Source organism: Limnohabitans sp. (assembly GCF_040400975.1).
GTDB lineage: Bacteria > Pseudomonadota > Gammaproteobacteria > Burkholderiales > Burkholderiaceae_C > Limnohabitans_A.
The window spans coordinates 16,972-34,523 of the sequence record NZ_JBBAPF010000016.1 but is presented as its reverse complement, the minus strand read 5'-3'; the positions used below and the strand labels follow the sequence as shown (position 1 = coordinate 34,523).

General features: G+C 61.2%; 21 protein-coding genes. 10 read left to right on the top strand and 11 right to left on the bottom strand.

Going from position 1 to position 17,552, the window contains the following annotated elements; all coding sequences use genetic code 11:
• Window positions 1-216: 216 nt before the first annotated feature.
• The 3 genes from ABWQ00_RS10530 (at window position 217) to ABWQ00_RS10520 (ending at window position 2,180) form a co-directional block, all read left to right on the top strand.
• Complete coding sequence (locus ABWQ00_RS10530; protein WP_502908122.1) at window positions 217-648, top strand: LexA family protein; 432 nt, start codon at window positions 217-219, stop codon at window positions 646-648.
• Window positions 649-664: 16 nt separating this feature from the next.
• Window positions 665-1,540 carry an excinuclease Cho gene (gene cho, locus ABWQ00_RS10525; RefSeq protein ID WP_353238630.1) on the top strand — a complete coding sequence of 292 codons (876 nt, stop codon included), beginning with the start codon at window positions 665-667 and terminating at the stop codon, window positions 1,538-1,540.
• A gap of 64 nt (window positions 1,541-1,604) precedes the next feature.
• Window positions 1,605-2,180 carry a pyridoxamine 5'-phosphate oxidase family protein gene (locus ABWQ00_RS10520; protein ID WP_353238629.1) on the top strand — a complete coding sequence of 192 codons (576 nt, stop codon included), beginning with the start codon at window positions 1,605-1,607 and terminating at the stop codon, window positions 2,178-2,180.
• 228 nt (window positions 2,181-2,408) lie between these two features.
• Here the strand turns inward: ABWQ00_RS10520 and ABWQ00_RS10515 are convergent, their stop codons facing one another.
• Both ABWQ00_RS10515 and ABWQ00_RS10510 read right to left on the bottom strand, forming a co-directional pair.
• Window positions 2,409-2,936 carry an SOUL family heme-binding protein gene (locus tag ABWQ00_RS10515; RefSeq protein WP_353238628.1) on the bottom strand — a complete coding sequence of 176 codons (528 nt, stop codon included), beginning with the start codon at window positions 2,934-2,936 and terminating at the stop codon, window positions 2,409-2,411.
• Between the two features lie 179 nt (window positions 2,937-3,115).
• Window positions 3,116-4,108 carry a YcjF family protein gene (locus tag ABWQ00_RS10510; protein WP_353238627.1) on the bottom strand — a complete coding sequence of 331 codons (993 nt, stop codon included), beginning with the start codon at window positions 4,106-4,108 and terminating at the stop codon, window positions 3,116-3,118.
• 220 nt (window positions 4,109-4,328) lie between these two features.
• Here ABWQ00_RS10510 and ABWQ00_RS10505 point away from each other — a divergent pair, with 220 nt between their 5' ends.
• The gene (locus tag ABWQ00_RS10505) at window positions 4,329-5,690 is read left to right on the top strand and encodes a Y-family DNA polymerase (RefSeq protein WP_353238626.1); all 1,362 of its coding nucleotides are present in this window, start codon (window positions 4,329-4,331) and stop codon (window positions 5,688-5,690) included.
• A 59-nt stretch (window positions 5,691-5,749) separates the two neighbouring features.
• Window positions 5,750-6,928 (top strand): stealth family protein, encoded by a 1,179-nt coding sequence (locus ABWQ00_RS10500; RefSeq protein ID WP_353238625.1) that lies wholly within the window; start codon window positions 5,750-5,752, stop codon window positions 6,926-6,928.
• Here ABWQ00_RS10500 and ABWQ00_RS10495 read toward each other — a convergent pair.
• The 4 genes from ABWQ00_RS10495 to ABWQ00_RS10480 all read right to left on the bottom strand — a co-directional run bounded on the left by ABWQ00_RS10495 (window position 6,905) and on the right by ABWQ00_RS10480 (window position 10,025).
• Window positions 6,905-7,720 (bottom strand): cobalamin B12-binding domain-containing protein, encoded by an 816-nt coding sequence (locus ABWQ00_RS10495; protein WP_353238624.1) that lies wholly within the window; start codon window positions 7,718-7,720, stop codon window positions 6,905-6,907. The genes ABWQ00_RS10500 and ABWQ00_RS10495 overlap by 24 nt on opposite strands.
• Before the next feature lie 223 nt (window positions 7,721-7,943).
• Window positions 7,944-8,276: a TIGR03643 family protein gene (locus ABWQ00_RS10490; RefSeq protein WP_353238623.1), complete on the bottom strand. Its 333-nt coding sequence runs from the start codon at window positions 8,274-8,276 to the stop codon at window positions 7,944-7,946.
• Window positions 8,266-9,264: a S1C family serine protease gene (locus tag ABWQ00_RS10485; RefSeq protein ID WP_353238622.1), complete on the bottom strand. Its 999-nt coding sequence runs from the start codon at window positions 9,262-9,264 to the stop codon at window positions 8,266-8,268. The genes ABWQ00_RS10490 and ABWQ00_RS10485 overlap by 11 nt, the downstream gene beginning before the upstream one ends.
• Window positions 9,265-9,389: 125 nt before the next feature.
• Window positions 9,390-10,025, bottom strand: a complete 636-nt coding sequence (locus ABWQ00_RS10480) for a flavin reductase family protein (RefSeq protein WP_353238621.1) — start codon at window positions 10,023-10,025, stop codon at window positions 9,390-9,392.
• An 89-nt stretch (window positions 10,026-10,114) separates the two neighbouring features.
• On the opposite strand from ABWQ00_RS10480, the gene ABWQ00_RS10475 reads away from it, so the two are divergent.
• Window positions 10,115-10,483, top strand: a complete 369-nt coding sequence (locus tag ABWQ00_RS10475) for a glutaredoxin domain-containing protein (protein ID WP_353238620.1) — start codon at window positions 10,115-10,117, stop codon at window positions 10,481-10,483.
• A gap of 5 nt (window positions 10,484-10,488) precedes the next feature.
• Window positions 10,489-10,842, top strand: coding sequence for a hypothetical protein (locus ABWQ00_RS10470; RefSeq protein ID WP_353238619.1), 354 nt, complete (start codon window positions 10,489-10,491; stop codon window positions 10,840-10,842).
• Window positions 10,843-10,844: 2 nt separating this feature from the next.
• On the opposite strand, the gene ABWQ00_RS10465 is transcribed toward ABWQ00_RS10470, so the two are convergent.
• The 4 genes from ABWQ00_RS10465 to ABWQ00_RS10450 are packed head-to-tail and all read right to left on the bottom strand — an operon-like array spanning window position 10,845 to window position 14,484.
• Entirely contained in the window at window positions 10,845-12,014 is a 1,170-nt protein-coding gene (locus ABWQ00_RS10465; protein ID WP_353238618.1) for an NAD(P)/FAD-dependent oxidoreductase, read from the bottom strand.
• Window positions 12,011-12,934, bottom strand: a complete 924-nt coding sequence (locus tag ABWQ00_RS10460; RefSeq protein WP_353238617.1) for an ornithine cyclodeaminase family protein — start codon at window positions 12,932-12,934, stop codon at window positions 12,011-12,013. Before ABWQ00_RS10460 ends, ABWQ00_RS10465 begins: the two co-directional genes overlap by 4 nt.
• Window positions 12,935-12,956: 22 nt before the next feature.
• Complete coding sequence (gene rraA, locus ABWQ00_RS10455) at window positions 12,957-13,523, bottom strand: ribonuclease E activity regulator RraA (RefSeq protein WP_353238616.1); 567 nt, start codon at window positions 13,521-13,523, stop codon at window positions 12,957-12,959.
• Window positions 13,516-14,484: a Bug family tripartite tricarboxylate transporter substrate binding protein gene (locus ABWQ00_RS10450; protein WP_353238615.1), complete on the bottom strand. Its 969-nt coding sequence runs from the start codon at window positions 14,482-14,484 to the stop codon at window positions 13,516-13,518. Before ABWQ00_RS10450 ends, rraA begins: the two co-directional genes overlap by 8 nt.
• A 113-nt stretch (window positions 14,485-14,597) precedes the next feature.
• Between ABWQ00_RS10450 and ABWQ00_RS10445 the strand changes: the two genes are divergently transcribed.
• From ABWQ00_RS10445 to ABWQ00_RS10435, 3 genes are read left to right on the top strand one after another with little or no spacing between them, the layout of a single operon-like run.
• Window positions 14,598-15,422, top strand: a complete 825-nt coding sequence (locus ABWQ00_RS10445) for a TauD/TfdA dioxygenase family protein (RefSeq protein WP_353238614.1) — start codon at window positions 14,598-14,600, stop codon at window positions 15,420-15,422.
• A 40-nt stretch (window positions 15,423-15,462) separates the two neighbouring features.
• The gene (locus tag ABWQ00_RS10440; RefSeq protein WP_353238613.1) at window positions 15,463-16,041 is read left to right on the top strand and encodes a restriction endonuclease; all 579 of its coding nucleotides are present in this window, start codon (window positions 15,463-15,465) and stop codon (window positions 16,039-16,041) included.
• Window positions 16,042-16,053: 12 nt separating this feature from the next.
• Window positions 16,054-16,476, top strand: a complete 423-nt coding sequence (locus ABWQ00_RS10435; RefSeq protein ID WP_353238612.1) for a hypothetical protein — start codon at window positions 16,054-16,056, stop codon at window positions 16,474-16,476.
• A gap of 6 nt (window positions 16,477-16,482) precedes the next feature.
• Here the strand turns inward: ABWQ00_RS10435 and ABWQ00_RS10430 are convergent, their stop codons facing one another.
• Complete coding sequence (locus tag ABWQ00_RS10430) at window positions 16,483-17,451, bottom strand: Bug family tripartite tricarboxylate transporter substrate binding protein (protein ID WP_353238611.1); 969 nt, start codon at window positions 17,449-17,451, stop codon at window positions 16,483-16,485.
• Between the last annotated feature and the right edge of the window lie 101 nt (window positions 17,452-17,552).

The following is a 17,552-nucleotide window of genomic DNA, read 5'->3' as shown; positions in this document are numbered from 1 at the left end:
CATAATCAATTGGGGTCAGATCCCATTTTTAGATACTATTTTTCGGTGGTCTTGAGCAGATGCAGGACTTAAAAAAACGCCCCGAGCCGCAAAGCCCGGGGCGTAAATCAACAAAAATGTCAGGCAACTGCAGGAAGCATGACAAGCTCAGTATACTGTAAATATAAACAGTGTTTTGACCTGTCCATGGCCCCACTTACCGCCACAGCTTTCCTCATGCATGCCCTAGACACCCCCCAAGCCCTGCCCCCTGGAAACTGGTGGCTGCAGGCCTTGCCCGCCAGCATTGCCGCAGGCTTTCCCTCTCCCGCCGAGGACCACCAAGTCGAGCGCATTGACCTGATGCAGCAGCTGGTCAAGCACCCACAGGCCACGTTTTACATCCGGGTGCGGGGCGAAAGCATGCGCGATGCGGGCATCCTGGACGGCTCGGTGGTGCTGGTCGACCGCGCCATCACCCCAGCCGATGGTCAGATCGTGCTGGCCGTGGTGGATGGTGACTTCACCTGCAAAACCCTGCGCCTGAACGCCCAGGGCCTGCGCCTGCAAGCGGCCCATCCCGACTATCCCGACATCGTGCCCAAAGATGGCCAATGCGTGGACATCTGGGGCGTGGTGGTGGCGACCATCCACCAGCACACCACTTGATCTGAGCGAACCTGACATGGCCAGCATTTCCCCACGCCGCCGCCGCGACGACTTCGAGGCGGAGCGCGTCTACGAATACCCCCAGCACCTGCGGGGCGCCATCCAAGACGCACCCACCGGGGCGGGCGTCTACACCTTCCATGGCCGAGAGGGCGACTTGCCGCTGTACATCGGCAAAAGCATCAACATCCGTGCGCGATTGCTGTCGCACCTGCGCACGCCTGACGAGGCCCGCATGCTGCGCCAAACCCAGCGCATCAGCCACATCCGCACGGCGGGCGAGATTGGCGCGCTGCTGCTGGAAGCGCAAATGATCAAGGCCCAGCACCCCCTGTTCAACCAGAAACTGCGCCGCAACCAACAGCTGTGTAGCCTGCAACTGACGGGCGAAGTGCCGCAAGTGGTCTACGCCCGCGACATTGACTTTGCCAAGCAGCCCGAGCTGTATGGTCTGTATGCCAGCCGCCACGCCGCGCTGGATGCGCTGCGTGCTGTGGCCGACCAACACAAACTTTGTTACGGCCCTTTGGGCCTGGAAAAACTGCCCGCCGGCAAAGCCTGCTTCAGGGCTGCGATTCGCCAATGTGCGGGTGTTTGCCGGGGTGATGAAACTCCCGAGGCGCACCGAGAGCGCTTGTTCAGCAGCTTGCTGGCGCTGCGTGTCGAATGCTGGCCCTACCGGGGTGCGGTGGGTTTGGTCGAGCGCGATGGCGAATTCACGCAAATCCACGTCGTCCAGCACTGGTGTTATCTGGGCAGCGCCCCCACGCCAGAGGCGGCCCGCCAGCTCAGCCAAACAGCCAGCCAAGTGGTCGCCCATTTTGATGCCGACGGCTACAAAATTTTGTGCCGCCCGGTGCTCACGCAAAGTGTGGAAATTTTGGCGTTGTGAGTCCACCCCACACGTCAGACCATTCGGTTGAGGCCCCCACCCAACGCACCCCAAGCCCATCATCATGAAAATCCACCTGCAAACGCCCGAGGACATACGCTCGCAAATCTGGAAGGAGCTGGGCCGTGCCAGCTTGGATCGGCACCATGAGTGGCGCATGCCGGTGCTGGCTTCAGCCGACGCAGACGGCTTGCCCGATGCCCGCACCGTGGTGCTGCGACAGGTGGACGCGCCGGCCGGGCAGCTGACTTTTTACACCGACGGACGCAGCCCCAAAGTGGCCCAGCTGCAGGCCCAAGCCCAAGCGATGCTGGTGTTTTGGAGTGCGCGTTTGAGTTGGCAATTGCGGGTGCGGGTGACTTGCTCGGTCATCACTTCTGGCCCCGAAGTCGAGGCGCTTTGGCAAAAGGTCCAGCAGTCGGCGGCCGCGGGTGATTATTTGTCGCCACTGCCGCCGGGTGCGGTGTTGCCACCAAGCAGTGGCCCGGCAGATGCAGCCGAGGCCAATGCCCCCGCGCCCACACACAGCTTTGCCGTGCTGCGTGCGCAAGTGCTGCAGATGGACTGGCTGGAGTTATCGCGCGACGGGCATCGCCGGGCGCAGCTGAGCGCCAACACTTGGGCGTGGCTGACGCCCTGAAGACTTTCAGCGCCGGTTTTGGAGCCGTTGGCTCTTGCGGCTTTTTTCAAAAAACGCGTCGGGTTTGGTTTGCACCCAGCGAATGAAGCGGGCCATTTCTTCGGGCTGTTTCAAGGCTTCAGCGACGTGCTGTGTCCACTGTGCAACCGCCCCATTCCGCCCAGCCCGGTGCGCGCACCGCCGTGCGCAGGTCGCACCGGGCGATTGAGCCCTGCGCCTTTCAGGACATCAGGGCAGCAGATCGATCAAGATTTCGTTGCGCCGGTTCCACGGCAAGGTGAACGGATCGTCGTAGCGGGCCACTTGGGCCGTGGGGCTGAGCTTGAGGTTTTTGGTTTTGGCCCAGGCCTTGAGGCGTTCGGTTTGCTCTTGAATGCTGGCCTGCGTGGTGAAGCCGCCAAAGCGCACCGCCGCCACCTCATGCTCGGCCACAGGGCGCAGCTGAATCTGTGGGTTCAGTGGTTTGGGCAGGGTCTGCATGCTTTCGGCAGACGGCATCACAAAGTGCACGCGCCAGCCTTCTGACTCGGGGGCAACGGTGACCGGCGCGGTCATCGAGATCTTGCGTTGAGCGCCCACCTCGGGCTGGACGTTGTCACCAAAAATATAAGACGCGATGCGCCGAAAGCCATTGCGGCTGGCGGCGTCAAAGTCGCCACTGATCTGGGTTTGCGCCACGGTGAAGGCAGCGTAGCGGCGCACCTCAAAAGGTGGCTCAGAAACCAGCACGGTGTAACGCGGTTCTTCAACGGCCATGGCGGCTCCACAAAAAAGAAACAAAACAGAAAAAAACCAACGCATAAAAGCTCGCTTGCAAAAGGGTGTGATGGACACATTAAAGCAAACAGGGGCCGGGTCGTCGGTCCGCTGACGCACGCCTGCTTGAAGTGACGACTTGGCTTGAGTTGCCGGCGTGCTTGATGTGAGTCGCTTAATCAGCCCCTGACCATGCGCATCACCTCGCCAGCGTCCAGGGTGGCCGCCCGGGCCTGGATGTCGCCCAAGTGCTGTTGTTGCAGGGTTTTGCCGCTGCTCAAAAGGCCTTGGTAGGTTTGGCGCAGCAAGTCGGTGGACATGACGCGACCGCCCGCGTAATAGCGTTTGGCCAACTGGCCGAGGGCGTAAGTGCTGGCAAATGAAAACGCCATGCCCGTGGCCTGGCTGCCAAGGCCTCCCAGCAACTTGCCCCCTGCCTTGCCCAGCAAACCGCCCAGCAGCTTGCGACCAAACTCTTCGATGTATTGCGAGGTCAGGCCCACACCCGCAGCGGCAATGAACTCTTTGATGTGGCCTTGGTCGAGCGACACGCCATGGGCCTGGCCCACGCGGTAGACCATTTTGATTTGCAGCGGAATGATGGCCATCGACGCCCAAGACTGGGGCAGCAACTCCAGTGCGCCATTCAAGATGGCGTAGTTGAGCACCGAGCGGTCGATGGCGGCGTTGTCCACGGCGAGGGCTGTAGGTGCGGTGGGTGCCTGAGGTGCATTGGGCCGGGCGGCGACGGTGGCTGGTGCGTGCAGCGGCGCGGCGGCTTCTTCGGCATAAGCGGCTTGGGCCAAAGCGTGGGTGTGGGCGGTGGCCTCGGGTTCGGCGCTGCCCAGCTGCAGCTCGGTTTTGAGGCGCTGCAAAAACGCGGCCTCGGCCGGGCTGCACAGGCCGTCGGCGTGGCACACGGCGGTGGCCCACTCATAGGCCAGTTGGCGGTGCATCGGGTCTTGCAGTTGCGCGGCCGCTTGCTGCGCCGACAAACGTCCCAAGAGCGCGGCCTGCACGGCCTGGGCCAGTTGCTTGACACCGCCTTGCTCGTCGAGTTGCAAGGACAGGTCGCGCACAAAGTCGCGCTCGGCTTGAGACTTCTCACCATCGGCCATGGCGGCGTGAACCATGATGGCCAAAAGCGCTTGCTGGGTGGGGGCGTTGATCATGTGACTTGGAAGAGGTTGAAAACAAAAAACCAATTCAAGCACATGAGGCCAAAAGCGTGCCCTTTGATGCGGGGCAATGACCTGTGGCTGGTGGGGATTGGGGGGCTTCGGCTGGAGTGCTCGCAAAAGACGCTGGCATTGGCCGTGATCAAGTCTCGCCGCACAGCGGACAGTGCCTCTATACTGTTTATTTAAACAGTATTTGGCCATGCCCCTCCCCATGCTCGCCCTCATCGACGGCAACAACTTCTATGTGTCCTGTGAACGCGTCTTCCAGCCTTGGCTGCAAGGCCGGCCGGTGGTCGTGCTGTCCAACAACGACGGTTGCGCCATTGCCCGCAGTGACGAAGCCAAAGCCCTGGGCATCAAGATGGGCGCGCCGTACTTTCAGCTGCGCGAGCTCGAGCGCGACGTCGGCCTGATCGCGCTGTCGGCCAACTTTGCCCTCTATGGCGACATGAGCGACCGCATGATGAGCCTGGCCGCAGGCCTGGGCCACACACAAGAGGTCTATTCCATCGACGAAAGCTTTGTCGACCTGAGTGGCATCCCCGGCGACCTGGTGCGCCGCGCCCGCACCATCCGCAGGCGCATTTTGAAGTGGATTGGCATCCCGACTTGCATCGGCATCGGTCCCACCAAAACTCTGGCCAAGCTGGCCAACGCCATCGCCAAAAGTGCCGAACGCAAACCCGGCAGCTACCCGGCGCACCACGCGCAAATCTGTCACCTGGGCGCGTGCAGCCCGCAAGAGTTGGCTGAGCTGTTGCAAGCCACCGAAGTGGGCGAGGTGTGGGGCGTGGGCCCGCGCATCGCAGCGCAACTGCGGGCGCAAGGCATCACCACAGCGCAAGACTTGGCCGTGATGAGCCCGGCAGCTGCGCGGGCCATGCGTTCGGTGGTGCTGGAAAAAACCGTGCGCGAACTGAACGGCACGCCCTGCATCGAATTCGAAGACGAGCCCCCGGCCAAGCAACAGATTGCCTGCACGCGCAGCTTTGGCCGCCCGGTGACCGAGCTGGCCGATTTGCAGCAGGCCGTGACCGAGTTCGCCTGTCGCGCGGCAGAAAAACTGCGCAAGCAAAAGGGCCATGCGGCGCAGGTGATGGTCTACATCCGCACCAGCCCGTTCAGACAGCAAGACGCGCAGTACAGCCGCAGCGCCTGCCTGCCGCTGCCCATGCCCAGCAGCGACAGCGCGCACATCACGCAGGCGGCTGTGGTTTTACTGGACAGCATTTACCAGCCGGGTTTTTTGTATGCCAAAGCGGGCGTGATGCTGATGGGTTTGCAACCGGCTACGCGCCAACAGATGACGCTCGATTTGTCGCGCCACGCAGGCGATGCCCAGCCCGCCAACCGCACCCGCTTGATGCAGGCCATGGACCAGATCAACCAGCGCCACGGGCGGGGCAGCTTGAAGCTGGGCAGCGCAGGCACAGGGCAGGCGGCGCAAATTTGGCACATGAAGCAAGACTTCAAAACCCCGGCCTACACGACCGACTGGCGGGGCTTGTTGACGGTGCAAAACGATGCGGTCCGGGCGGTCGATCGGTGGCCCTCAGGCTGCGGCGGGTATTGAAAAGCCGATGGGCCCCACTGGTAGACTCAGAGTTCAAAAAATTTCCGCCCCCTTTTGTTTTGCTTTTGATTCCCAAGACCGCTACAAAGCCGCCAGCCGACAGTGCTGATGTGCCTATCGACGTGGTGTACCTGTGGGTGGATGGCAACGACGCGATTTGGCGGGCCAAGCGCGAAGCGGCTTTGGCGCAATTGCCGCACGACACCGGCGCGGCGATGGCGCGTTACAGCAACGTTGAGGGGCGTTTTCGCGACAACCATGAGCTGCGTTACAGCCTGCGCGCCTTGGAGAAGTTTTTTCCCCAGCACGGTCAGGTCTACATCGTCACCGATGGCCAGGCCCCCGATTGGCTGCGGTCCTCAGACCGTTTGACGCTGGTGGACCACCGCGATCTGATGCCCGAGGTTTCGTTGCCCACCTTCGATTCGGGCCACATCGAGTCCTGGATTCACCACATCCCGGGCTTGTCGGAGCGTTACTTTTATTTCAATGACGATGTGTTTTGGGGTGCGCCCTTGAACCCCAAGGATTGGTTCACCTCAGATGGGTTTTATGTGACCTGGTCAGACGAGCCGGAAGTGACGGACGAGGCCATGCGCACGGACGCCACCTCACTTGAAAACGCCTGCCGTTTGTCGATCGAATGGCTCACGGCGCAGGCCCGGCTGGCTTTGGCCGGACAGGCTGCAGCCCCCCTCAACCGCACGCAAGACCCGCTGTACCAAAGCACTTTCCGCACCTTTGCCCATTCGCCCCGGCCCATGCGCCGTTCGATCTTGCTGGAGCTGGAAACCACCGCGTCTGAACTGTTTGCGGGTGTGCGCTCCACCGTGTTCCGCAGTTGGGACAAGCCCACCATCGTGTCAGACTTCGTGCTGCGTTGGGCCTTGGCGCACGGCTTGGCCCAGTTGCGCACTTACCGGCATGGCCATGTGTCCACGGGCGATGCCGACCAAGAGGCGCAGTTGCAGGCCTTGGCGGCTGAGTTTGGTGCTTTGGATTTCTTTTGCATCAACGACACCACCGACGATGCGCAACACGACGATCCGCGCTTGCTCAAGGTGCAATCGGTGTTGCAGGGCATGCTCCCACAGGCATCGGCTTTTGAGCAGCTTGTGCCAGACGCGGATGGCATGAGCGGGGTTGTTACAGAGGCTTCAGCCGCCGAGATCCACCAAGGTGCGCAAGCGCCTGCGGCACACCAAAGTCCGGTGTCAGGCGCTCGCCGAAGGGCTTGAGCGGAAAGATGCGGCCAGCGCCACGGCTTCTTTCACATCGATACAAATGCCATCCGCGCCCAAGCTGCGGGCGTCGTGCTGTTGCAATGTGAAGATGGGGCCCCCCAGCAAAATACCCGGTTCGGGGTTGCCCGATGCGGCTTTGAGCGCGCGGATCAGACCGGGCAGGGTTTTGAGCTGCGCCTCAGTGGCACAAGAGATGCCGATCACGTCAAACCATTCGTTGTTGACCGCGTGCACCAGTTCTTTTTCGCTCAGCGAGATCTCGATGACCACGTCCCAGCCCGCTTTGCGGAAAAAATCGGACACGATGGTCATGCCCAAAAAGTGCTGCGATCCTGGGGCCGAGGCCAGCATGATGCGCTGCACATCGCCGCCCAGTTGTGGGCCGTTTTGGTATTCAAAGCCCAATCGGTGTGTGATCTCGTGCATGCGCACCAAGCCGCAGGTGACCTCGGTGAAGTCGCACAGGTCTTGCTCCCACATCAAGCCCAGTTGCCGGGCGGCCGGTGCAATCAATTCCAGAAAAATCCGGTCGGTGGTCACACCCTGGTGCAGCAGTTCGTCGATGAATTGGGTGGTTTCGCTGGTGGAGCTGGATTTGCTCAGCGCCACAAAGGTGGCCAGTTGTTTGGGCGATATGCCGGGGCCTGCAAGGGGCGCGTTGGCGTCGGGCAGCTCCACCCGGTGCGCCTGCACCAAGCGGGGGATGATCTGGGTCTCAATGACTTCGGTCAAAGACCGTTTGCATTCGTCTTGACCGTTGGATGAGTCTGCGTTGTGCGGTTGCATGGCGCGAGGAGTCAAACTTTGCCCGAGGGACGACATGAGGGTCAACAAGGCGCTTGCATGTGCCTTCAACGGGTTGAAAGAAAGGCCCGGTAGATTGAAGTACATCAAGGAGTCCAAAAGTAAGTTTTGACCTTAACGCTTTCAACCCCCCTGTGCAAGTCACGATGGTCTGACATTTCTAGGGGTTATCACCTGTAAAGCGAGGTGTACAGCAAGCTCGGTTTCATTCAAAACTGAGCCGCGTTGCAGGGCTCTCGCGCAGCGGAAATTCATCGGTGTTGTCCGCCAAAGCCGGCGGTGGTGCTGTCTGGATGCGTGCGGTCTGCCTTGCTTGTTTGACAGCGTGTTTGCTGCTTCTGCCGCGCACCCGTTGGCGCCACACTTGGAACGAACGCGCTTTCAGGTTTTTCCGCATCAGAGCGATCACTTGGGCTTCGTCCAAACCGTAGTTCAGCGCAATCGCCTCAAACGAGGTGTTGTCGTCCCAAGCCATGGCAATGATCTGAGAGGTGTCGGCAGCGTCGAGCACCTTGGGCGGGGCCGCTTCAAATGCCACTGGGACGCCTGAAGGACCGGTTGCGGTCACCGGTGACGAGCTCAATTTGCCGAACCTGGCCCTGACGGCGGATGCTGAGTGTCAGGGGGCTGCCCGCAGGCCCCAAGGCCGACAAGCGCCGGTAAAAGTCGGCCAAGCTGACCAAGGCTTGCCCTTGCAAGGCCAGCACGGTGTCGCCCACCATGATGCCGCTTTGGGCCGCAGGACTGTCGGGCGAGACCCGCAGTACACCCAAACCGCCGCCTGGCAGGGCTTGGCTGTTGATGCCCAGCCACGAGGGGGCAGGGCCTGGCCGCTTGCCGGTGCGCAGCAATTCGGGCAGGGGGTCTTTGAGCAAGTTCACCGGCACATACAGGTTGCCCGGCAAGGGCTGTTGGTTGCCGAACACATCGGGCACCAGCAAAGAACCGATGCCCACCAGTTGTCCACGCTGGTCGAACAGACCAGCACCACTCCAGTTGTTCACGGCGGGCAAGGTCATCAAGGGCGCTTCCAGCAGGTATTCCCAACCTGCCGCAAAGGGTTGGCGCGACACCAGCTCCAGTGCCGTCAACTCAGATTCTCTTTGGCCCAGTGTCCAGAGTTTTCCGGGAGTGGGCAGGGTGTCGGAGTCGCCCAAAGGCACGGCCTCTAGGCGCAGCGGCACCAAGGCACGCACCAGCCCCAAGCCGCTGGCGTTATCCACAGCCCGAACCTGCCCGGGAATCCGCCGGCCTTGGTGGTCGATCAGGTCCACCGTTTCGGCCTCCAACAGCAGGTAGCCAATGGTCAGCACCGTGTCCGGCGCAATGACCACACCTGAGCCTTGCCGCTGCTGACCCAAGGTGCGGGCGGTGTTGGCTTGCTCGTCGCTGCGGGTTTGCACCCCCACCACCGATTGCATGATGCGCTGGACCGTCGGCGCCGTCAGGGCCTGCTCGGGTTGCGCCCAAGCCAAAGGCCAAGCCAATATGCCTGCGCACAGCACCATCAGAATTGGGTGGTTCATGGTCATTCCCCGTTAAACGGCCAACAACAATGGCCAAAAGCATTTTTCCGTGGCGGCACGCCGCAGTCAACGCCATGGCATTGTGTGCCGGAGCGGTTTAACCCCATGCCCGGGGAGCCTACTGCTTACTTGGGTAAATCGCGCGCGCCGCTGGCGGGGCGGTACATCTTGAACAGCTGTTCGGGCCCGATGCTGAAGTAATCGGCCGGACCGCCGCCGCGCAGGATGTGCCCCGCATTGGCCGTGTCGTAGACGCCGTCTTTGAGCAAACGCTGGTCGATGTGCACGCCCACGACTTCGCCAAACACCATCCAAGTCTCGATGTTTTGGCCTTGCAGATCTTTCAGTTGCAAGATTTGTGTGCACCGGCATTCAAAGCTGACCGGGCTTTGCGCCACCCGTGGCACGCCCACGATGCGCGAGGGCTCGGGCGTCAAACCCGCCAGATCGAACTCGCTCACCTCGGGGGGCACGGCCTCGCAGGTCTGGTTCATCACCTCGGCCAACTCGCGGGTGACCAAATTCCAGACAAATTCGCCCGTGGCTTCGATGTTGTTCAAAGAGTCTTTGCGCCCGATGCTGGAAAAACCAATCACCGGCGGGACGTAATTGAACGCATTGAAGAAACTGTAGGGCGCCAGGTTCAACACACCACTGGTGCTGCGGCTGGACACCCAGCCAATGGGCCTTGGGCCCACGATGGCATTGAAAGGATCGTGTTTCAGGCCGTGGCCCAAACGGGGTTCGTAAAAGTGTTGCATGCTTTAACTTTAAGCGGCGATGGGCGACCAGGGCAGTCATGCACCGGACAGCTCTGGCAGTCTATGATGGCTGTCACTTGAGGAACCTCATGACACGACCCCTTCTCGCCGAATCGGCCATTCACCCGGCCATCCGTCAACGCATTGCCGAACACCATCTGCCCGTGATCCAGCGGGTGCAAGCTGCCATCGTCCAACACGCGGTGGTGGTCGTCGGTTTGTCGGGCAACCCTTTTGTGGGCAAAGCCCGCAAGGCGCTGGCCGCAGCGGGCGTGGCACACGAGTACATCGAGTTCGGCAGCTATTTCTCGCAGTGGCGTTTGCGCAATGCGCTGAAGATGTGGACCGGCTGGCCCACGTTTCCGATGGTTTTTGTGCGTGGCATGCTGGTCGGTGGGGCCGATGACCTGAGCCGCTTGATCGACAGCGGCGAACTTCAGACCTTGCTCAAAGCCTGAGCGATATGGCCGCACTGGCGAAACCCGAGTTGTGGCGCACCGAGGTGGGTGATGCGGTGGCCGTGCTCCACATTCCCGGCGCACTCCAGCGCGCACGCACTTTTGACATCGATGTGAGTTTGCTCGTGCGCGTGCCCGAAGAAAATGTTGAGGCTTGGCATGAGTTGACGCTGGAGATGGACGGCAAGCGGCAATGGCACAGGCGCATTGCCAGCAGCTGCCCGGGTCAGACCGATGGGCTCGATTACCACTGCCGCGCAGTGCTGGAGGCCGGCACCGCCCTGCGCATCCGCGCGGTGGCGGGCACCCGGGGCGCAGTGTTGCAACGCCTGCTGATCGAAGCGCGAGAAGAGCTTTAAGCTCAGCCGATCACCGCCAACTCGCGCAGTGGGCGGTTTTGCAGCAGGCGCTCAAAGCCCAGCTCCTCCACCGCAATGGTGCGCGATTGCCCCTGCAGCATCCACTCGGCCAGCGCCAATCCGGCTCCAGCCGCGTGCTGCATGCCATGGCCCGAAAAGCCGTTGATGAAATACAGGTTGCCAAGCTCAGGGTGCGGACCGATCACCGCGTTGTGATCGAAGGTGTTCATTTCGTAATAACCCGCCCAAGCCCGCTCCACCCGCAGTGCCGCCAGCGCCGGGATGCGGTGCGCGAGCGACGCCCATTGCTCGTCGTTCCACTCCGACCAGTCAGGCTCCAGCGGCAGGTCTGGCTCGGTGTGCAAAGGCTCTGCGCCAGTGATCAAAAACCGGCCTTCAGGGCGCAGCCACCAACCCGTGGGGTCGATCAGCAAAGGGCAGTGGGCCAATGGCTCGGGGCACGACAACACAAACACCGAGCGCCGCGCCGCCTCAATGGGCAGTTGCACCCCGGCCATGGCGGCCACCCCACGTGCCCAAGGTCCGGCTGCATTGACCACTTGGCCGCAGGGCAAGCTGCCGCCACTGGCCAGCTGCACCGCGCTCACTTGCGTGTCGCTGTAGTCCATGCCCACCACCCGGTCGTGCAGGCGCTGCACCCCTTGCGCCATGGCTTTTTTCAAAAACGCTTGGTGCAGGGCAGGGCCGTCAAACCAGCCCTCACTACTCAAGCCCAGGCTACCCAGTGCCACATCCTCCACGTTCAGCCACGGAAAGCGCTGGCGCAGGGCTTCGGGTTCAAGCAAAGCCACATCGGCCCCGGCTTGCTTTTGAATTTGGTGTGCGGTGCGCAGGGCCACCGCTTGTTCGGGCTGGGCCAAGTACAAATAGCCGGGTTCTTGCAAGCTTAGCGCCACCGGGTGATCGGGCAGGCCCAGGTGCTGTTCGGCCTTGCGCAAAAACGCGATGCCATATTGGCTCAAGCGGATGTTCACGGGGCAGGTGAACTGCTGGCGGATCGAACTGGCCGACAAGGACGACGAGGCTTTTTCGTAGCGCGTGTCGGACTCGACCATTGTGACGCGCAAGCCCGGCTGCAAGCGGGTCAACCAATAGGCTGTGGCCGCGCCCATCACGCCACTGCCAACCACCACCACATCGGCATGGCTCATGGCCGAAAGCCTTCGGCCAAAGCCGCGCGGTACACCAAGCGTGCGGCCACGGTGTCTTCGACCGCTTGGCCCAGTGATTTGAATACGATGGTGGTGCCCGCAGGCGGAGGCGCCACGCGGCCGCACAACACCTCGCCGATTTCGGCCGCGACCTTGGCGCCTGACAGGATCACATCGCCCGATTCTTTCTCGGCGGCTTCGCGCTGGTCGGCCACCACCCAGTGGGCCATGGCGGCGTCGTCCAGCTCCCGCCAAGTGGGGCGGGGTGCACCCACGGCCGCGACAAAGGCACCGGGCTTGAGCCAAGCGCCTTGCAGCACCGGTTCGCTGGCGTTGGTCACGGTGCAGACAATGTCAGCCCCGCGCACCGCTTCTTCCGCGCTGGCGCAAGCCACGCCACCGATGTCGCGTGCGCACTGCTTCGCATTGCTTGCGTTGGGGCTCCACACCCGAATTTCAGGGACTTCGCGCACCGCGCGCAGCATGTGCGCATGGCTGCGCGCCAGCACACCACTGCCCAGCATGGCCACCACCTGGGGGGTGCGCGGCACCAAGGCATCGGCCGCGACGGCAGAAGCCGCCGCGGTGCGCATGGCCGTGATGGTGTTGCCCTCCATCACCGCCAGCGTTTGGCCCGTGGTCGGGTCCATCAGCACGATGGTGCTGAGCAAGGTCGGCAAGCCCTTTTGCGCATTGCCGGGTACCAAGGTGATGAGCTTGGTGCTCAGGGCGTCGCCCAGTTGCGCGGGTTTGAGGAACAGCAGGCCATCGGCCGAGGCATCACCCATGGGCATAACCATGCGCAGCGGTTGCACCACTTGGCCCAGCGTCAGCGCCACCAAGGCTTCGCGCACGCCTTGGAGCAAATCTGGAACACTCAGCAGTTCTTGAACGCGGGTTTCGTCAAAGTAATGGACCATGGCGTTTCTCCAAGAAAGTGCTTCAACCCGATGCCTTGGCGTTTGCAGCGCTGCCCGCAGCATAAGCGGCGGTGGCCGCGACCACGTCAGCCACCTCAATGTCGGCGGCCGTGAGGCCTGTGGGCAGCACGATCACACCATCGGCATCGGCCACCAGGTGGTCACCCGGGGTGAAGGTCACACCGCCAAAATGCAGGGGCACATCGCGCTCACCTGCACCGGTGCGGCTGCCGCGCTTGGGCACCGTGCCCAAGGCTTTCACGCCGATGTCGATGGCGTTCAGCTCGTTGGCATCGCGCACCACACCGTGGATGACCAAGCCCGCCCAGCCGTTGCGTGAAGCGAGTTCGGCCATCACATCGCCAAACAAGGCGCGCGCGATGGAGCCCCCTCCATCGATCACCAACACATGACCGTGCCCAGGCTGGCTGACGGTGTCGCGCATCAGGCCAATGTCCTCAAAGCAACGCAGTGTGCGCATGGGCCCGGTAAAAAAGCGTCGCAAACCATAACTTTGAAACAGCAGCGCACAGGCCTGCACGTCCTCGCGTGCATCGCACAGGTCGGTGGTTTTGGGGGTGTCAGTCAATTTGTGCGCCCGATTCTTTCACCACCACGGCCCATTTGGCCAAGTCGCGTTTGAGCATGTTGGCGAACTCGGCCGGTTGGGTGATCAGCACATCGGCTCCTTGCGCGTTGAAGCGCTCAATCACATCTTTGTTTTTGAGGATGTCTTGCACATCCTGGTTGATGCGCCGAACCACTGCGGCAGGTGTCTTGGCGGGTGCAAACAGTCCGAACCAAGGCGATACATCGAACTCTTTGAAGCCTGATTCAGCAATGCTGGGGATTTGGGGGAAGTTGCCCGAGCGCACCGCGCTGGTCACCGCCACTGGGCGCAGTGTGCCGGCCTTGATGGCGCCCGAGACCGAGGGCAGGCTGGTGAAGACCATGTTGATCTGTCCGCCCATCAGGTCTTGCATGGCGGGGGCTGCGCCCCGGTAGGGAATGTGCTCGAGTTTGGTTTTGGCTGCGGCATTGAACATGACGCCCAGTAAGTGGTTGACAGAACCATTGCCCGCCGAGCCAAAGGTCAAAGGCGCACGGGTGCCTTGCTCGACCAGGTCCTTGATGGTTTTGACAGGCGAGTCGGGCCGCACCACCAAGACAAAAGGCAAAGTGGCCAACGTGGCCACGGGCTCGAAATCTTTTTCTGGGTCAAAGGGCAGTTTTTTGTACAAGGCGGCGTTGATGGCGTGCGAACCCGCGTAACTCATCAGCAAGGTGTGACCGTCTGCAGCGGACAGGGCCACATGCTCCATGCCCACGTTGCCACCTGCACCCGCGCGGTTTTCGACCACCACAGACTGCCCCCATTTTTCGCTGAGTCTTTGCGCCATGATGCGCGCCAGCGTGTCGGATGCGCCGCCCGGCGTTTGCGGCACCACGATGCGCACAGGACGTGACAAGAATTCTTGGGCCAGCACCGCGCCCTGCGTCAGACAAAGACCCAAAGAAAGGGCCCAAATTTTTAATCCGCGTGTGATCATTTCCGCTCCAATGAGAAAGTGCCTCAGAATGACACAAGGCAAGGACCCCGCTTGTCTCACGCTAGACAACGCAAGGGGCAGCACAGCCTAGGGCCTGTGACACAATGAAAAGCATGATGATTCGTCGAATTGCAGGTGCCTTGGGCGCCGAGCTGCACGGGGTCGATTTGACCCAAACTTTGAGTGGTGAGCAGCAACGCGAGATCCGCGATGCCTTGTTGCAAAACCAAGTCATTTTCTTCCGCGACCAAGACCTCTCTCCCCAGCAATTCATGGCTTTTGCGCAAATGCTGGGCCAACCGATTGAGTACCCCTTTGTCAAAGGTTTGGAGGGTTTTCCGTGTGTCATCGAGGTCAAAAAACTCGAACACGAAAAAGTTAACTTTGGCGGTATCTGGCACTCCGATACCACCTATCTGCCACAGCCCCCCATGGGCTCGATGCTCTTGGCCAAAGAGATTCCACCGTACGGCGGGGACACGCTGTTTGCCAACCAGTATTTGGCCTGGGAGACCCTCTCTGGCACCATGCAACGCTTGCTCGATGGGCTGGTGGGCATCAGCAGCTCGGCCAAAGCCGATGTCTCCAAAACCCGAGAAGATCGCATCAAATCGGATGGTAAGGACAGTGCCCCCCAAACGCATTTGGCTCACCACCCGCTGGTGCGCACGCACCCAGAAACCGGCCGCAAGGCGCTTTATGTCAATGTGGCGCACACCGCTGGCATTGTGGGCATGACGGACGCTGAAAGCGCGCCTTTGCTCAATTTTTTGTTTCAGCACCAGGTCAAGCCCGAGTTCACCTGCCGCTTCGTTTGGCAGCCCCATTCGCTGGCGGTATGGGACAACCGCTGCACACAGCACAACCCGGTCAATGATTACCATGGTTTCAGGCGGGTCATGCACCGCATCACACTGGCGGGCGATACGCCCCGCTGAGCGAAAATAGTGCCTGCTTTTTTCAGGTTCAGGAGTCGGTGTGAAATTCAAGATGTCGGAGAAATCCCTGTTTGCGGTGTTGCTGCGTTCACCGTGGTGGATCAGCTTTGTGTTGGTGGCGGTGATTGCTCTGGCTGCAGGTGCTTTGTTGCCCAAAGAATATGCGGGCGTGGGCATGCTGGGTGGCTTTCCCTTCTTTGTGATTGGCTGCATGGCCATGTGGCGCCAGCGCAATTTACCCAGTGCCGCAGAGATTGAAAAAGGCATGGGCATGCTCTCGAGCATGGGATGGCGCGACTTTTCAGCCTTGCTCGAGACCGCGTTCACCCGCCAAGGTTACACGGTCAAGCACCTCCAAGGTGTCGCCGACATGCAGCTGGAAAAAAAGGGCGTGCTCACGGTGGTCAGCGCCAAGCGCTGGAAGGCCGCAGCCCTGGGTGTGGAGTCTTTGCGCGAATTGGTGGCGGCTCGCGATGCCCTCGAGGCCCGCAACTGTGTGTGCATCACCTTGGGTCAAGTCAGTGCCAAAGCCAACGAATACGCCGAACAAAACCGCATCACGCTCATTTCGGATGCCGACTTGGTCGCGTTGACGGCCGAAACCATCAAAATTCTGTGAGGCCTTGGCACCATGACCTTTGAAAGCCCGGTGCTGAATGCCCAAGCCTTGCGTGCCTTGGCAGAGCGCCACACCCCCAAAAATTGCCAGTGTTTGCTGGGGCCCTGTGTGGGCTGGGAAAGTCTGGGCGCTGGGCGCTGGCCTGAGGGTGACATGCACAAGCTGGGCACTTTGCGCGCCACATTGGACGCCGATGGCGCCCCCTTGGCTGAACCCAGCTATGCAGAATTTCACCCGGAAGGCACGCGTTACGAGTCGCCTGATGCGCCCATCGCGCCCTTGTTTTTTCCGTACAACCGCTGTGACGTTTTTGCCTGTGGCCAATGTGACCGGGTGCTGCTCAGGTACACCGAATTTGGCGGGTATTACGTCGACCAACGCGTTCGGGTGCTCAGCCCTGAACGGCTGGTCGATGCGCCACTGCCGGACGACTGATGGGGATCAGTCCGGCTTGATGCCGTTTTCACGCACCACTTTGGCCCAGGTGTCGATTTGGCCATCGATGAAGGTTTTGGCGCGCTCCACGCTGCCCCCTGCAATGCTGATCCCTTGAGCTTCTAGGCGCTTGGAAACCTCGGGGTTGCTCAGTGTCTTGTTCAGCTCTTCGTTCATGCGCTTGATGATGTCAGGCGGTGTTTTGGCCGATGCCAACAAGGCCCACCAGGCTGGTGCTTCAAAACCGGGAAAGCCCGCTTCGGCAATGGTGGGCACATCCGGGAATTCGGCCACCCGCTTGGATGAGGTCACCGCCAGAGGGCGCAGGCGTTTGCTGTCGATGTGCGGTTTGTTCAAGAACACCGTGCCAATGGTCAGCGGAATGTGGCCAGCAATGGCGTCGTTCATCAATGGACCGCCCCCCTTGAAGGGTACATGGTTGAACTCCAGCCCACCATTCTTGGCCATCAAGGTCATGGCCAAATGGCCCAAGCTTCCGTTGCCAATCGAGCCGTAAGCCACGTTCTTTTTGGCCTTGGCTGCGGCCACCACATCGCCAAAGTTTTTGTATTCGCTGGCTGCGTGGGTGGTCAGCATCATGGCCGACGTGCCCACCAGCACCAAGGGTACCAAGTCGCGCTTGCTGTCGTAGGGCATGTTGGGCATCAAACTCTGGTTGACGCCATGGGTGTCAAACACCACCGCAAAGGTGTAGCCATCAGCGGGTGCGCTGAGCACGCCTGCGGTGCCAATCACGCCGGAAGCGCCGCCCCTGTTTTCGACCACCACACTTTGTCCCAGTTGCTGCGACAAGGGGCCAGACAAAATGCGCGCCACTTGGTCGACCGAGCCGCCGGGTGGGAAAACCGCGACCAATTTGATCGGCTGCTTGGTCGGCCAAGCTTGCGCCCAAGACACAAGCGGCATGCACGCCACCAAAGCGGCGCAGGCTGCGCGGGTCATCCAAGATTTCATGGTCAAAGCCTTAAAAGTCAAAAATCAGGAGTATGGCGGCTTGTGGCTTGTCTGGGCTCTAGCGCAAACCCTGAAGGAAGCCCTTGCCAGCCCCTGCGGGT

Coding starts and splice junctions, on each gene's coding strand:
- cho (WP_353238630.1), top strand. CDS start 665: ATGGCCAGCATTTCCCCACGCCGCCGCCGCGACGACTTCGAGGCGGAG.
- ABWQ00_RS10505 (WP_353238626.1), top strand. CDS start 4,329: ATGCTCGCCCTCATCGACGGCAACAACTTCTATGTGTCCTGTGAACGC.
- ABWQ00_RS10470 (WP_353238619.1), top strand. CDS start 10,489: ATGGCCGCACTGGCGAAACCCGAGTTGTGGCGCACCGAGGTGGGTGAT.
- ABWQ00_RS10485 (WP_353238622.1), bottom strand. CDS start 9,264: ATGAACCACCCAATTCTGATGGTGCTGTGCGCAGGCATATTGGCTTGG.
- ABWQ00_RS10445 (WP_353238614.1), top strand. CDS start 14,598: ATGATGATTCGTCGAATTGCAGGTGCCTTGGGCGCCGAGCTGCACGGG.
- ABWQ00_RS10520 (WP_353238629.1), top strand. CDS start 1,605: ATGAAAATCCACCTGCAAACGCCCGAGGACATACGCTCGCAAATCTGG.
- ABWQ00_RS10430 (WP_353238611.1), bottom strand. CDS start 17,451: ATGAAATCTTGGATGACCCGCGCAGCCTGCGCCGCTTTGGTGGCGTGC.
- ABWQ00_RS10495 (WP_353238624.1), bottom strand. CDS start 7,720: ATGCAACCGCACAACGCAGACTCATCCAACGGTCAAGACGAATGCAAA.
- ABWQ00_RS10510 (WP_353238627.1), bottom strand. CDS start 4,108: ATGATCAACGCCCCCACCCAGCAAGCGCTTTTGGCCATCATGGTTCAC.
- ABWQ00_RS10465 (WP_353238618.1), bottom strand. CDS start 12,014: ATGAGCCATGCCGATGTGGTGGTGGTTGGCAGTGGCGTGATGGGCGCG.
- ABWQ00_RS10475 (WP_353238620.1), top strand. CDS start 10,115: ATGACACGACCCCTTCTCGCCGAATCGGCCATTCACCCGGCCATCCGT.
- ABWQ00_RS10515 (WP_353238628.1), bottom strand. CDS start 2,936: ATGGCCGTTGAAGAACCGCGTTACACCGTGCTGGTTTCTGAGCCACCT.
- ABWQ00_RS10435 (WP_353238612.1), top strand. CDS start 16,054: ATGACCTTTGAAAGCCCGGTGCTGAATGCCCAAGCCTTGCGTGCCTTG.
- ABWQ00_RS10450 (WP_353238615.1), bottom strand. CDS start 14,484: ATGATCACACGCGGATTAAAAATTTGGGCCCTTTCTTTGGGTCTTTGT.
- ABWQ00_RS10460 (WP_353238617.1), bottom strand. CDS start 12,934: ATGGTCCATTACTTTGACGAAACCCGCGTTCAAGAACTGCTGAGTGTT.
- ABWQ00_RS10480 (WP_353238621.1), bottom strand. CDS start 10,025: ATGCAACACTTTTACGAACCCCGTTTGGGCCACGGCCTGAAACACGAT.
- ABWQ00_RS10530 (WP_502908122.1), top strand. CDS start 217: ATGCATGCCCTAGACACCCCCCAAGCCCTGCCCCCTGGAAACTGGTGG.